This is a genomic window from Ditibartonella apis (genome assembly GCF_001952075.1).
Classification (GTDB): domain Bacteria; phylum Pseudomonadota; class Alphaproteobacteria; order Rhizobiales; family Rhizobiaceae; genus Bartonella; species Bartonella apis.
In genome coordinates this window covers 358,487-371,935 of record NZ_LXYU01000004.1, presented here as the reverse complement: position 1 = coordinate 371,935, position 13,449 = coordinate 358,487, and the positions used below count along the sequence as shown (strand labels likewise).

Here is a 13,449-nt window from a genome sequence, read left to right as displayed (position 1 = left end):
ACAATCTTCTCTGTTTTTCGTTTTGCGCCGAGTTGTTGCCGGTTACTGTCAGACTGTTTACCGTTTAAGCCCAGTTGGAAGTAGGCTAATGATGAAGAGGTTTTTTGTCGGACTTATATTTCTGATATTTGGTCTAAGTTCGAACGCTTATTCGGAAGACCCCATGCGGTTACCGGTTGATCCGGCGCCCCTCGTTATCATCACCGGGACTGGTAAAATTTCTTATGATGTCGAGGTTGCAAAAACACCTCAACAAAATGAATCCGGTTTGATGTATCGGACCGATTTTCCGGCTAACCGTGCCATGTTGTTTGTTTTTCCCGAAAAACGTATCGTGACAATGTGGATGGCCAACACACCTCTTCCTCTTGATATGTTGTTTCTGGACGAAAACGGCATAATTGAATCCATTACCCAAAACACCATACCTTACTCAACTAAAATTGTATCTTCACACGTGTTCGCAGCCTTTACAATCGAAGTGAATGCTGGTGACGTGCAAAAAAACAGGATCAAAGTTGGCGACAGGGTGTTTCATCCTGCGATATGTGGTGGATGTAAGGTGGATTAAAAATGAGTGCAGAGGACGTTCAATATTTCAATCATGACGGGTTCAAACTGGCCTATCGGGAAGACGGAGAAGGAGATCCCGTCTTATTAATCCACGGTTTTGCGTCCTCATCCTATGTAAATTGGTATGCACCGGGGTGGTTTCGTGCATTGAACGAAGCCGGATATCGTGTAATTGCCATTGATAATCGCGGCCATGGTTTTTCTGATAAAAGTCATGACCCGAAGGTTTATACGCCCCAGGCAATGGCAGGAGATGCAGTTGCGTTGCTTGACCATCTCGGTATTAAAAAAGCCCAGGTTATGGGTTATTCCATGGGAGCCAGAATAACTGCCTATATGTCGATCCTATATCCGGATTATGTGAATAGCGCGATATTCGGAGGACTGGGAATCGGTATGGTTACGGGTGCAGGTAATTGGGAGCCGGTTGCTGAAGCGCTTCTTGCCGACGATGTTTCGAAAATTACCAACAAACGCGGTTTGATGTTCAGAACCTTTGCCGACAGAACAAAAAGCGACCGCAAGGCACTTGCAGCATGTGTCATTACATCGAAACAAGAATTGACGGCAGCTCAGGTTCATTCAATAAAACAACCTGCCTTGGTTGCCGTTGGTACATTGGATGAAATATCTGGTGATGCCGAGCCGCTCGTGGCTTTGTTACCACATGGTGAAGCATTGATCATTCCAAATCGTGATCATATGCTGGCTGTTGGCGATCCGGTCTATAAAAAAGGTGTTATCAGCTTTCTTGCAAAGCATCCGATTAGTCTACCTTGATCGCATTTATGCAACGGATGGTGTCGATGTCGGATTTTCCATCCTGAATACAGGGAAAGGGAATAAAATTGCCGTGCTGTGAACAAAAGGGTGAGGCTATCGACGCTGGCTTGCTTCTTGAAACTCTCAAGCAAGAAGCAATGGAAGCACAGGAACAGGATCCTGCATTGAGTGTATTTTTCCAGCACGCAATTCTTGATCATCAAAGCCTTTCCGAAATGATTGCCGGTCGCGTGGCAGCACGTCTCTGGACGAGGGAACTCAACGAAGAGATTCTCACTCAAATCTTTAACGAACAGATTGGTGGTATAAAGGATCTGGAAGAAATTATTGCCTGCGATATATCAGCGGTTTTTCATCGTGATCCGGCATGTAAACGGTTCATTGAGCCAGTACTCTATCTGAAAGGTTTTTTGGCAATCCAGTCCCACCGTTTTGCCCATAATTTGTGGCTTAAAGGCAGAAAAGACCTTGCCTTATTTTTGCAAGGGCGTTCATCCAGTATTTTTCAAACGGATATTCATCCGGCAGCCCGGCTTGGGAAAGGTATTTTCCTTGATCATGCGACAGGACTTGTTGTCGGTGAAACTGCTGTTGTTGGTGATAACGTCTCCATATTGCAGGATGTTACGTTAGGTGGAACAGGCAAAGAATCGGGCGATCGACACCCCAAGATTGGTCATGGGGTGCTAATTGGCGCCGGTGCCAAAGTGCTTGGCAACATAACGGTCGGCGATTGTGCAAAGATTGCAGCTTGTTCTGTTGTTTTGAAACCGGTTGAAGCTTATACTACTGTTGCCGGTGTTCCTGCGAAAGTGGTTGGAAAGATAGAAGATCGAGAGCCGGCATTAAGCATGGATCAATCAATTAATGAGTGAAATAACGAGCCGACGTCTTTACAGAAGTCGGGTCCTGCCTTATCTGGCAGTCTGTTTAACTGTTGCAATTTTAGGAGAACGCTGTGAAGCCGGACGAAATCAAGAAACTTGATGGCTACTTTAAGCGCAAATTTCAAAACCAGTCACTGCACGTAAAACCAAGACCACGTAAGGATGATTCTTGCGAGGTTTACCTAGATGATGAATTTCTGGGGGTCATTTATCGCGACGAGGATGAAGGAGAATTGTCATATAATTTCTCGATGGCAATTCTTGATATCGACCTTGACGAATAGTTGAGAGTCTTAATCTTCGCTGTTACGATTAAATTTCCGGTTGTGACTGGAAGGGTCGCTAAGCTATTTAGCGGCCATTTTTATTCTGTGCCCGATGTAATCTTTTTACCCGGGCTAAAGCAACTTTTGTGCCCTGAAGCTCGTATATCCGTTACGGGCTATGATGATATGGTCGTGAACAGTAATTCCTAAAGCGTTGGCAACATCTTTAACCACATGTGTCATTGAAATATCTTCGCGTGACGGCGTTGGATCTCCTGAAGGGTGGTTGTGGACGAGGATAAGTGCGCTGGCAGAAAGCTGTAAAGCACGTTTCACAACTTCCCTTGGATAGACCGACGTGTGATCTACCGTACCAACTTGCTGGATTTCATCCGCAATAAAGCCGTTTTTTTTATCCAGAAAAAGTACACGGAATTGTTCGCGCGTTTCGTGCGCAAGGGCTGCTTTACAGTAAGCTAAAACTTTGTCCCAGGACGAAAAGACATCGCGTTTGTGAAGTTCTGCACGGTTTACGCGTTCGCTAATGCCTGCAAGTATCTTAAGGTCGCGCGCCACAGTCGGACCACACCCTTGAACTTCCTGCAGAAGATTGATATCTGCGCCGAGCACATCGGCAAGATTGCCAAAGCGGTTTAGCAACGCTTTGGCCAAAGGTTTTGTGTCGGCACGAGGGATAGAACGGAACAATAAAAGTTCCAGATATTCATAATCAGGAAAACCAACGCCTTTCGTATCAAAATAACGTTGCCTCAAGCGTTCCCGATGTCCCTTTGTGTCAGCAGATGTAACTTTTTTATTAGCTGACGCAATTTCGGTGGTTGTTTTTGCTTTATCCTGATGGGAACCGGATAATAAAGCCGCTATCATTTTTTCGGCAAATTCATTTTTATCCGTATTTTTTCCCATGATGGAGGCGCCTTTTTATGCTCCGGTTACCGGCACATAAAAAGTGTTGTTTTGCGAAAGTGTGAATATCTCGCAACCATTTTTTGTAACAGCCATTGTGTGCTCATATTGCGCCGATAGTGAACGGTCTCTCGTTACGGCAGTCCATCCATCATTAAGTATTTTGACACCCGGTTTTCCGAGATTGATCATGGGCTCGATTGTAAACATCATTCCCTCGCGCAATTCCGGTCCTTCACCGGGCTTTCCGTAGTGGAGGATGTTGGGAGCATCATGGAATATAAGACCAACGCCGTGGCCGCAAAAATCACGTACAACAGAACAACGTTCCGATTCCGCGTAACGCTGGATTGCAGCACCAATATCGCCAACCGTGGCACCTGGTTTAACTGCGGCGATGCCACGCATAAGAGATTCATGTGTGACTTCGAGTAACCGTTCGGAAGCTCTTTTTAACGGGCCTACCGGATACATACGACTGGTATCGCCGTGCCAGCCATCTTTAATGAATGTAACATCGACATTGACAATATCACCGGCATGAAGCTGTTTATTTTCCGGAATTCCGTGACAAACAACGTGATTGATTGATGTGCAACATGATTTGCTATAACCGCGATAGTTGAGGTCTGCGGGCAGGGCATCGCGATCTGCCCCATAAGCAAAAACGAAGTCGTCAATTTCCTGAGTCGTCACGCCGGGTTTGATAATATCGACCAATGCATCAAGACATTCTGCCGCTATCCGGCCGATTTTGCGCATTCCCACAAAAGCTTCTTCATCGTAAATACGAATTTGTCCGGTGTATTTTACCGGTGCATCTTTATAATTGACGTAACTAACCATTTGCCTAACTGTTTCTATCCTTTGACATCGACCATACGTGTAACAAATTTACGTATCCGGAATATCGAGTTAATATTCCATTGGCTAACTTTCAGCTTTCGCTTCCAACGGAACCAATGAAGTGTGAATTCCTGAAGAAGGCACATTCAAATTATCATCTTCCCATTGAATCACAAAGAGCATAGCCGGTGATGAAGCTGATTGCACGATATTTATAAGTGGGAATGATGAATCGAATGCGGAATAACGTATTTTTTACCGGCACAGGATTTCGTCTTTCTAGAGGCATTTTTTCAAGATGAACTTGAAATATCGTTTTTGGATTGGACGACCCGCAAAAACCAAAGATCAGAAAATCAGATATTCAGAGGAAACGCAATTCTGTTCAGGCAACAGAAATTGATCAAAATCGAACTAATAAATGGGAAACCGGTTGTAGCAACACGTATTATTATGTCGCGGTAGCCGGCTTTCGGACGTGGGGGGAATTTATGCGAACCAGATTTTGGCTGTATTGTTCTATAAAACAAAGCTCATGATAAGGCGTTTAATGAAAACATGGTACATACATAAAGCTGCTGGATACAAAATTGATCAGCAAAGCCAAGAGCTTGGAAAAAGGAAGCTGCTTCAACGTTGTGACCAGAAATAGCCAGCCAAATCAGAGCGCAGCCAAAAGATCGCTGATTGTCATATTTGCACAAAAAACCATAATTGTCGTGACAATTGCGACCGCCATAAGAGTAATTGTGGTCTTAAGTTCGATATTCATTTTCCGTGAACCCCCTTCAGCAACAGGCTTTACGACGTTTATATCAATCGCAAAGATGACCGGATTTAGGCATGAAAAAGGCAATTTCAGGATCTTTTTGGAATTAAAGTTAATGTTTGGTTGAGGTTCCTTGAAAGACGCACTAAAAGGCATCAAAACCAGAGAAGTGAATAAAATGGCTGGAACAGATAGAAAAAGAGAAAATATGACAGGTGGCCCCGTCATCGTATTGGTCGAGCCACAATTGCCGGAAAATATCGGCATGGTGGCACGTGCAATGGCCAATTTCGGTTTGTCGGAATTGCGCCTTGTTCATCCACGCGAAGAATTCCCGAATGATAAAGCTATCGCAACTGCTAGCAAAGCCGATCACATAATTAATGGCGCACGCGTTTATGATACATTGAGAGAGGCCATTTCGGATATAAATTTTGTCTTTGCCACAACGGCTCGAGAGCGTGACGGTTTCAAACCGGTAAGAAGTGCGGTAGAAGCTGCAGAAACGTTAAGAATAAAAGAATCGTCGGGAGAGCGGACGGCTATACTTTTCGGTCGCGAAAGGTGGGGGCTGAATAATGAAGAAATCAGTTTGTCGGATGAAATTGTGACTTTTCCTGTTAATCCGGCATTCGCTTCTCTCAATATTGCACAAGCGGTCTTGCTTATGTCTTACGAATGGATGAAATCCGGTCTTGAAAAACAAACCGATACAGCTTTTCGTAACGAAGAGATGGAACTGGCGCATAAAGCCACCCTTTATGGCCTGTTTGATCAATTGGAAGAGGCGTTGGATATTCGCGGGTATTTTCGCCCGAAAGAACGCAAGGAAATCATGGCAGAGAACTTACGGTCAGTTTTGACACGTGCAGCTTTTAGCGAGCCGGAAGTTCGCCTGCTGCGTGGCGTAGTTGCGTCTCTGGACCATTTTTCACCGAAATTGCCACGCGGTGCCGGGGCGCCTGATCATCGTAAACGTGCGAAGGATATTGATAAAAAAGATGAGTGAACAGCCTATACTGTTTTTTGACAGTGGCATCGGCGGTCTTACGGTTTTACGCGAGACGCGTATTTTTATTCCCGATCGCAAATTTATCTATATAGCTGATGACGCAGCTTTTCCCTACGGAAATTGGGAAGAAGATGCACTCAAAGCCCATATTATCGAACTATTTGCGAAACTGCTTGATCTTTATCATCCGGTTTTGTGCATTGTTGCATGCAATACGGCATCAACGTTGGTTTTAAAGGATTTGCGCCGTGCTCATCCTGATGTTCCTTTTATCGGGACAGTTCCTGCAATCAAACCGGCTGCCGAGCAGACCCGTTCGGGTTTGATATCAGTGTTGGCGACACCTGGAACTGTCAAACGCGCCTACACGCACGACCTTATTTCATCTTTTGCATCGAAATGTCATGTTCGACTGGTTGGAAGTGCTAAACTTGCAGGCTTTGCAGAAGATTATTTAAGAAGAAAGCCGGTTGATCGCGCTTCTCTGAAGGAAGAGATAGCGCCGTGCTTTGTAGAAAAAGATGGTCATCATACAGACATTGTTGTGCTTGCCTGCACCCATTATCCGTTTCTGGTCAATTTGTTCCGAAAAAATGCTAAGTGGCCGGTTGACTGGATCGATCCGGCAGAAGCAGTAGCAAAACGTGCATTATCTTTGTTACCGGATGCCGATCAGGTCCAAACTCTTACCGAACATCTGGATCTTGCACACTTTACTTCGGGCAGAACCGATTATGCGACCAACAGATTACTTCACGGATTCGGTTTGCGTTTGACGCCGCTTGGTCAAGAGTGACCATCGACTTTTAGAATCGGGCTAGCGCACAGTTTTGTGCCGCGTTGAATGGAGGGATAAAGCACAAGATCGTATCCGTTAGGACTGGCTCCGTTAACATTGAAGAGGAAGCAAGCAGGGCCCAATAGAGATCGCAGCTAAATCAGGTTAGCAGGTAAACCGGTTTTGAATGTTTGAACCTGCATTCAGGCACATGCCTCGACAATAAAATTGTTTTTGAAACCAAAATTAACGACTTCTCTTTGTATTGTACCAAAATTTGCAGGAAATCGCCGCTGTTTTTCAACGGATACCGGTCCGTCCGCTTGACTTCGGCTGATAATTTAATTAAAGAAGCCCACAAGTTTTTTCGGTTGACGATAAAGCTTTAACCGACGTGTCCCGTGGACATTTGCGCAAAGCGTGCGCGATTTGTCCTGTCAGTCCATGAAATTTTATGGGCAGAGGAGGGCGCGTTTCCCTGAGGCAGTAATTTGCCTTTTATTCGATTTTAAGGAAATGCGATGAGCAAGCGCGAAACTACGAAATATAAAATTGACCGCCGTATGGGCGAAAATATCTGGGGTCGGCCGAAATCGCCGGTTAACCGTCGTGAATATGGCCCGGGTCAACATGGTCAACGCCGTAAAGGCAAGCTTTCCGACTATGGCACCCAATTGCGTGCCAAGCAGAAACTGAAAGGTTTCTATGGAGATATTTCGGAAAAACAGTTTCATCGTATCTATGAAGAAGCAGGTCGTCGTCGTGGTGATACCGGCGAAAATCTGATCGGTCTTCTCGAATCACGTCTTGATGCAATCGTTTATCGTGCAAAATTCGTTCCGACAATCTTTGCTGCACGTCAGTTCATCAACCACGGTCATGTAAATGTAAATGGTCGTCGTACCAACATTCAGTCATACCGTTGCAAGCCCGGCGATGTGATTGAAGTTCGTGAAAAGTCGAAGCAACTGGCACTCGTTCTTGAGGCAACACAGTTGCCTGAACGAGATGTTCCAGATTACATCGAAGCAGATCACACAAAGATGAAAGCAACCTATACACGCATTCCGGCTTTTGCCGACGTTCCATATGCAGTCCAGATGGAACCGAATCTTGTCGTCGAATTTTATTCACGTTAATTGTGAATCAGATAATCTGTTCAAGCAGGGAGCCCATCGGCTCCCTGTTTTTGTTTGCGACATATTTTGAAGGAAGGTGAGATGGCCGAGCTGAATGATATCGACGATGCTGTAGATGGTTGCCATCCGCTATTTCGCGATGCACCTTCAACAGTAGAATTCAATAAACTGAGAAAACGTTTGCTGCGGCATATGCGTCAAGCATTGGATGATTTTTCAATGGTTAAACCGGGGCAGAAATGGCTTGTTGCCTTGTCTGGTGGCAAGGATTCCTATGGTCTGCTTGCTTTACTTCTGGATTTGAAGTGGCGCGGTTTACTACCAGTAGATATTTTGGCCTGCAATCTCGATCAAGGGCAACCCGGTTTTCCAAAAAATGTATTGCCGGATTTTTTGAAACATTACGAGATTCCTTACCGGATTGAATATCAGGATACATATTCGATAGTCACCGAAAAACTGGATAATACACAAACCTATTGTTCTCTTTGTTCGCGTTTGCGCCGCGGTAATCTCTACCGGATTGCACGCGAAGAAGGATGTTCGGCTTTGGTTCTTGGCCACCATCGTGATGATGTGCTGGAAACATTTTTCATGAATCTGTTTCATGGTGGTCGATTAGCAGCAATGCCGGGCAAGCTCGTCAATGATGAAGGTGATATGCTGGTTTTACGCCCGCTTGTTTACGCGGCAGAAGAAGACCTCGCCAAATTTGCTGAAGCCATGCGTTTTCCGATTATTCCTTGTAACCTCTGCGGCAGTCAGGATGGTCTTCAGCGTAACGCAATGAAAAAAATGTTGAATGATATCGAAGCAAAAATGCCTGGCCGTAAAGACACGATGATCCGTGCTTTGACGAATGTTCGTCCAAGTCATCTTTTAGATAAAAAACTCTTTGATTTCAGTGCTTTTTGAATAAAACACCTTTTTACACGCTATAGATAGATAGCTCGCTTGTTTCAAGTCACCGGTTTTGATTAATAACTGCTTGCATCCAGTTCGGATTAAAAATGGATGTGAATAGACGGATGATGAATGACGTCCCCGTGACAATAATCGGTTCATTAAACGTCTTCTAGATTAACTCATATCAAGAATATGGATGGAACCCGATCCGGAGAATTAACCTCGACAGACGTAAAAATGATCGGAAGACCTTCATTTGTCATCCTTTTTTATAACTGTTACGTGCGATGCATGATGATGTCCCGAGAACAACTTTCCCTTTTCGGCAATAAGGATCAACAGAATTGACCCGCATGAGAGAAGGAAAAAACCGCCTGCAATCGGGATGGTTGTACCATCAAACTGTTGGGCAATAATGAACCCCAATCCGGCGCCAATAATTGTTTGTAAAAAACCGAATACAGAAGAGGCAGTTCCAGCAACCTTGCCGAGAGGCTCCATAGCAAGGGAATTGAAATTGGCGCCAAGCCCGCCATAAGAAAACATAATGATGACGAGCAACAGCATAAAATAACTGAATGGAGTTGCTCCTCCCTCGTATATCGAGCCAATAAACCAGACTAAAGAAGCAATGCAGAAAATCAGTAGCAATGTGTGAGAAATTTTACGCATCCCAAAACGACCGACAAACAGCGAATTCAGAAATGAAGAAAGTGCCTGGAACGCTGCGACAAGTGCGAAAGCTGCAGGAAACCAGGGTCCCAAATGATATATACCATCATAAATCTGTTGCGAGGTATTAAGGGTACAGAAGAGACCACCAAGAACCAGCGAGAACGCCAATGTATAACAAAGCGACACGCGGTTCGAGACAACCATCCAAAGGCTTTCTCCGACAGAAGAAAATGTAAGGGGACGCTTCTCATATAAAGTTTCAGGAAGGCGAAAATAAACCCAGATTGCGATGGCTATTCCTGCGATTGCCATGAAAAGAAAGATAAGTTGCCAATGGCCAAAAAACATAATGGCCTGACCGACTGCGGGGGCGACGACCGGTACGATCATGAAGACCATCATGACAATGGACATAACCTCCGCCATTTGACGACCACCATAAATATCCCGCACAATTGAAATGGTGAGGACACGGGTCGCAGCCGCACCAATTCCTTGAATCGCACGCAAAGCCAATAGCCATCCGAAATTCGGAGCGAATGCACATGCAGCAGAAGAGAGGGAATAGAATATCAAACCGGCAATAATAGGCTTGCGGCGGCCATAACGGTCACTTATGGGACCAAACAACAATTGCGATAAACCAAAGCCGACAAGATAGGAAAAAATAATATAATGCTGGTCGTTCTGACCAGACATTTTCAAGCTTAGCGACATATCACTCATCGCAGGCAACATGATGTCAATGGCTATCGCATTGGTTGCCATCAGTGTTGCAATCATGACGATAAATTCTTTGTAGCCGAGAGTAGCTTTTACCGCATCTATATGCTGCCGTTCGCTCAAATGATGTGACATGAGTTCCCTATAACAAAAGTGCCGATCTTTAAGACCGGCACAATGATTAAACTGCAATAGTCTTAACGTGATTTCACGCAGTTTTAACAGCTATACCTTTCTCTTCAAGAAAATTCTGCAATTCTCCGTTCTGGAACATTTCCCGAATAATATCACAGCCGCCGACAAATTCGCCTTTAACATAGAGTTGCGGAATCGTTGGCCAGTTTGAATAATCTTTAATAGCCTGACGCAGTTCGTCGGATGTCAGTACATTCACGCCTTTGTAATCAAGACCGAGATAATCCAGAATCTGGACAACCTGTCCGGAAAATCCGCATTGCGGAAACCCCGGTGTACCCTTCATGAAAAGCACGATGTCATTGGACTTGACTTCGTTATCAATAAAATCGCGTGCAGCGGTCATTTCTTTTCCTTCCGTCTAAGCCTTTTAAGGCTGTCGAAAAATCGATTTATATGTATGGTTAAAGCAGAAGCGAAACAAGTCCCTTCATACTGATGTGGTTCAATCCGGCACACTGGTCTGTAAGGCAAGTGCATGGAGAACGCCTCCCATATTGCCTTTCAAAGCATTGTAGACCATCTGGTGTTGCTGGACGCGATTTTTACCGCGGAAGCTTTCAGCAACAACTTCCGCTGCATAATGCTCTCCATCACCGGCGAGATCGCGGATTGTCACTTTGGCATCGGGAATACCATCACGAATGAGCTTTTCAATCTCATGTGCGTCCATTGCCATAATGCATCTCCTATATTTTCGGACTTAAAGAATAGCACAAGCCAGGTTTGTAATCGAAGTTTTGTTACTTATTTTCCATGAAATCGGGAAACCAGCTCTCATAGGCATTTTCAAGTTGGTTGACAGACAGTTTTATCTGCCCTTCAACAACAAGATTATCACCAGTGACAGTTCCTAATTGGTCAAGTTCGACGCCTGTTTTTTTCGCCTGTTCCTTAACTTTTTCAAGTTTTTTACAGTTAACAGCAATAAGGTAGCGTGCCTGATCTTCACCAAAGAGTTCAGCATGAGCCGGCGTCTTTCCAGTCAATGCAATCTTCACACCACGGCGGGATTTGATAACCATCTCTGCCAGTGCAATTGCCAAACCACCATCAGAAAGATCATGGCAAGCATCAACGTCCTTGTTTTCTATCAGATTTCTTATGAAATTACCATTGGTCTTTTCTTTTTTAAGGTCGACATGAGGAGGCGTACCTTGTTCCATGTCGAGAATATCGCGTAAATATATCGATTGTCCTAGATGGGAACCGCAACCGCCAACGATAAGGATAGTATCATTGTCCTTCATACCATCGATTCTTGCCATATTCTGCCAGTCATTGATAAGACCAACACCGGCCATCGTTGGTGTAGGCAGAATTCCTTCGCCATTGGTTTCATTATAAAGCGAAACATTTCCCGATACGATCGGAAAGTCGAGAGCTTTGCACGCTTCGCTGATACCTTTGATGGCATAGACAAGCTGGCCCATAATTTCCGGCTTTTCAGGATTGCCGAAGTTCAGATTATCACTACAGGCGAGCGGCTTTGCACCTGTCGCACAAAGGTTGCGCCAACATTCTGCTACAGCCTGTTTACCACCTTCAAAGGGATCTGCTTGACAATATCTCGGTGTCACATCGGAAGAGAATGCAAGCGCTTTATGCGGATTTCCTTCGACACGGATAACACCTGCATCACCACCAGGACGAACAAGACTATTCCCCTGAATAAGAGTGTCATATTGTTCGTAAACCCAGCGCCGCGAGCTTTGATCGGCCGAGCCGACAAGTTTCAGCAATGCATCTTGAAGATTAACCTCTTTGATATTTTCCAACTTGACGGGTGAAGCTTCTTGCGGCTTGACCCATGGGCGGTCATATTCCGGCGCTTCGTCGCCCAACTTCTTGATGGGTAGATTGGCAACCTCTTTGCCATGTTGAAGGACACGAAACCGTAGATCGTCGGTCGTTTTCCCGACAATAGCAAAATCGAGACCCCATTTTTTGAAGATCGCGGCAGCCTCTTTCTCAAGCTCCGGCTTCAAAATCATCAGCATACGTTCCTGGCTTTCCGAAAGCATCATTTCATAAGCTGACATGTTGGTTTCTCGAACGGGAACACGATCAAGATCAAGTTCGATACCGAGATCGCCTTTTGCGCCCATTTCAACGGCAGAGCAGGTAAGACCGGCAGCTCCCATATCCTGGATCGCTATAACTGCGCCGGAAGCCATAAGTTCAAGACAGGCTTCCAACAGACATTTTTCGGTAAACGGGTCACCAACTTGAACAGTCGGGCGTTTTTCACTGATTGTGTCATCAAATTCGGCAGAAGCCATAGTGGCTCCACCAACGCCATCACGACCGGTTTTTGCACCGAGATATACAACAGGAAGGCCAACACCTTCCGCTTTCGAATAAAAAAGTGCATTGGTCTTAGCAATTCCAGCAGCAAATGCATTGACCAGAATATTGCCATTATAGCTTTTGTCGAAATTGACTTCACCGGCTACCGTCGGAACGCCGAACGCATTCCCATAACCACCCACACCGGATACAACGCCGGAAACGAGATGTCTTGTGCGTGGGTGGTCGGGAGCTCCAAAACGCAATGCATTCATTGCCGCGACAGGTCGGGCGCCCATCGTGAATACGTCTCTCAAAATACCACCAACACCTGTGGCTGCTCCCTGATAGGGTTCGATATAAGAGGGGTGATTATGGCTTTCCATCTTGAAAACTACACATTCACCATCGCCGATATCAACAATGCCCGCATTCTCGCCAGGCCCCTGAATAACGCAATCTCCTTTGGTCGGGAGTGTGCGGAGCCATTTCTTGGACGATTTATAAGAGCAATGTTCGTTCCACATTGCCGAAAAAATCCCGAGCTCCGTAAATGTCGGCTCACGACCAACGAGCTCTAGAATGCGTGCGTATTCATCGGGTTTTAAACCGTGGGCAGCAATAATTGCCGGCGTAATGGCAATGTCGTTTTTCACGCTCATTGGTTGGCTCCATCAAACA

The 13,449-nt window shown here is 45.2% G+C and carries 14 protein-coding genes; 8 read left to right on the top strand and 6 right to left on the bottom strand.

The annotated features are described in order from the left end of the window. The first annotated feature begins 88 nt into the window (after positions 1 to 88). From PEB0122_RS10760 to PEB0122_RS10745, 4 genes are all read left to right on the top strand, one after another. On the top strand, positions 89 to 571 hold the full coding sequence (locus tag PEB0122_RS10760; RefSeq protein ID WP_075917159.1) for a DUF192 domain-containing protein: 483 nt from the start codon (positions 89 to 91) through the stop codon (positions 569 to 571). A 2-nt stretch (positions 572 to 573) separates the two neighbouring features. Then, positions 574 to 1,353 carry an alpha/beta fold hydrolase gene (locus PEB0122_RS10755; RefSeq protein ID WP_075917158.1) on the top strand — a complete coding sequence of 260 codons (780 nt, stop codon included), beginning with the start codon at positions 574 to 576 and terminating at the stop codon, positions 1,351 to 1,353. A gap of 68 nt (positions 1,354 to 1,421) precedes the next feature. Continuing rightward, complete coding sequence (gene cysE / locus PEB0122_RS10750) at positions 1,422 to 2,231, top strand: serine O-acetyltransferase (protein WP_075917157.1); 810 nt, start codon at positions 1,422 to 1,424, stop codon at positions 2,229 to 2,231. A gap of 83 nt (positions 2,232 to 2,314) precedes the next feature. Continuing rightward, on the top strand, positions 2,315 to 2,527 hold the full coding sequence (locus tag PEB0122_RS10745) for a DUF3126 family protein (protein WP_075870580.1): 213 nt from the start codon (positions 2,315 to 2,317) through the stop codon (positions 2,525 to 2,527). 114 nt (positions 2,528 to 2,641) lie between these two features. On the opposite strand, the gene radC is transcribed toward PEB0122_RS10745, so the two are convergent. Then, positions 2,642 to 3,436 carry a RadC family protein gene (gene radC / locus PEB0122_RS10740; protein WP_075917156.1) on the bottom strand — a complete coding sequence of 265 codons (795 nt, stop codon included), beginning with the start codon at positions 3,434 to 3,436 and terminating at the stop codon, positions 2,642 to 2,644. 15 nt (positions 3,437 to 3,451) lie between these two features. After that, positions 3,452 to 4,282 carry a type I methionyl aminopeptidase gene (map, locus tag PEB0122_RS10735; protein ID WP_075914512.1) on the bottom strand — a complete coding sequence of 277 codons (831 nt, stop codon included), beginning with the start codon at positions 4,280 to 4,282 and terminating at the stop codon, positions 3,452 to 3,454. 947 nt (positions 4,283 to 5,229) lie between these two features. Here map and PEB0122_RS10725 point away from each other — a divergent pair. From PEB0122_RS10725 to ttcA, 4 genes are all read left to right on the top strand, one after another. Further along, entirely contained in the window at positions 5,230 to 6,060 is an 831-nt protein-coding gene (locus tag PEB0122_RS10725; protein ID WP_075917154.1) for an RNA methyltransferase, read from the top strand. Next, positions 6,053 to 6,859, top strand: a complete 807-nt coding sequence (gene murI, locus PEB0122_RS10720; protein WP_075917153.1) for a glutamate racemase — start codon at positions 6,053 to 6,055, stop codon at positions 6,857 to 6,859. Before PEB0122_RS10725 ends, murI begins: the two co-directional genes overlap by 8 nt. A 503-nt stretch (positions 6,860 to 7,362) precedes the next feature. Next, positions 7,363 to 7,980, top strand: coding sequence for a 30S ribosomal protein S4 (gene rpsD, locus PEB0122_RS10715; protein ID WP_075870585.1), 618 nt, complete (start codon positions 7,363 to 7,365; stop codon positions 7,978 to 7,980). 81 nt (positions 7,981 to 8,061) lie between these two features. After that, positions 8,062 to 8,895, top strand: coding sequence for a tRNA 2-thiocytidine(32) synthetase TtcA (ttcA, locus tag PEB0122_RS10710; RefSeq protein ID WP_075870586.1), 834 nt, complete (start codon positions 8,062 to 8,064; stop codon positions 8,893 to 8,895). A 243-nt stretch (positions 8,896 to 9,138) separates the two neighbouring features. Here the strand turns inward: ttcA and PEB0122_RS10705 are convergent, their stop codons facing one another. The 4 genes from PEB0122_RS10705 to purL all read right to left on the bottom strand — a co-directional run bounded on the left by PEB0122_RS10705 (position 9,139) and on the right by purL (position 13,430). After that, a complete protein-coding gene (locus tag PEB0122_RS10705) occupies positions 9,139 to 10,419 on the bottom strand; it encodes a multidrug effflux MFS transporter (RefSeq protein WP_075917152.1) in 1,281 nt (426 codons plus the stop codon). Positions 10,420 to 10,492: 73 nt separating this feature from the next. Next, the gene (gene grxD / locus PEB0122_RS10700; protein WP_075870588.1) at positions 10,493 to 10,825 is read right to left on the bottom strand and encodes a Grx4 family monothiol glutaredoxin; all 333 of its coding nucleotides are present in this window, start codon (positions 10,823 to 10,825) and stop codon (positions 10,493 to 10,495) included. 99 nt (positions 10,826 to 10,924) lie between these two features. Further along, positions 10,925 to 11,158: a BolA/IbaG family iron-sulfur metabolism protein gene (locus PEB0122_RS10695; protein WP_075870589.1), complete on the bottom strand. Its 234-nt coding sequence runs from the start codon at positions 11,156 to 11,158 to the stop codon at positions 10,925 to 10,927. 64 nt (positions 11,159 to 11,222) lie between these two features. Next, a complete protein-coding gene (purL, locus tag PEB0122_RS10690; protein ID WP_075917151.1) occupies positions 11,223 to 13,430 on the bottom strand; it encodes a phosphoribosylformylglycinamidine synthase subunit PurL in 2,208 nt (735 codons plus the stop codon). Between the last annotated feature and the right edge of the window lie 19 nt (positions 13,431 to 13,449).

What these genes read in the sequence shown, in the direction of transcription:
- ttcA (WP_075870586.1), top strand. Translation starts at nt 8,062, where the DNA reads ATGGCCGAGCTGAATGATATCGACGATGCTGTAGATGGTTGCCATCCG.
- PEB0122_RS10725 (WP_075917154.1), top strand. Translation starts at nt 5,230, where the DNA reads ATGGCTGGAACAGATAGAAAAAGAGAAAATATGACAGGTGGCCCCGTC.
- PEB0122_RS10705 (WP_075917152.1), bottom strand. Translation starts at nt 10,419, where the DNA reads ATGTCACATCATTTGAGCGAACGGCAGCATATAGATGCGGTAAAAGCT.
- map (WP_075914512.1), bottom strand. Translation starts at nt 4,282, where the DNA reads ATGGTTAGTTACGTCAATTATAAAGATGCACCGGTAAAATACACCGGA.
- radC (WP_075917156.1), bottom strand. Translation starts at nt 3,436, where the DNA reads ATGGGAAAAAATACGGATAAAAATGAATTTGCCGAAAAAATGATAGCG.
- PEB0122_RS10695 (WP_075870589.1), bottom strand. Translation starts at nt 11,158, where the DNA reads ATGGCAATGGACGCACATGAGATTGAAAAGCTCATTCGTGATGGTATT.
- PEB0122_RS10755 (WP_075917158.1), top strand. Translation starts at nt 574, where the DNA reads ATGAGTGCAGAGGACGTTCAATATTTCAATCATGACGGGTTCAAACTG.
- rpsD (WP_075870585.1), top strand. Translation starts at nt 7,363, where the DNA reads ATGAGCAAGCGCGAAACTACGAAATATAAAATTGACCGCCGTATGGGC.
- purL (WP_075917151.1), bottom strand. Translation starts at nt 13,430, where the DNA reads ATGAGCGTGAAAAACGACATTGCCATTACGCCGGCAATTATTGCTGCC.
- PEB0122_RS10760 (WP_075917159.1), top strand. Translation starts at nt 89, where the DNA reads ATGATGAAGAGGTTTTTTGTCGGACTTATATTTCTGATATTTGGTCTA.
- grxD (WP_075870588.1), bottom strand. Translation starts at nt 10,825, where the DNA reads ATGACCGCTGCACGCGATTTTATTGATAACGAAGTCAAGTCCAATGAC.
- murI (WP_075917153.1), top strand. Translation starts at nt 6,053, where the DNA reads ATGAGTGAACAGCCTATACTGTTTTTTGACAGTGGCATCGGCGGTCTT.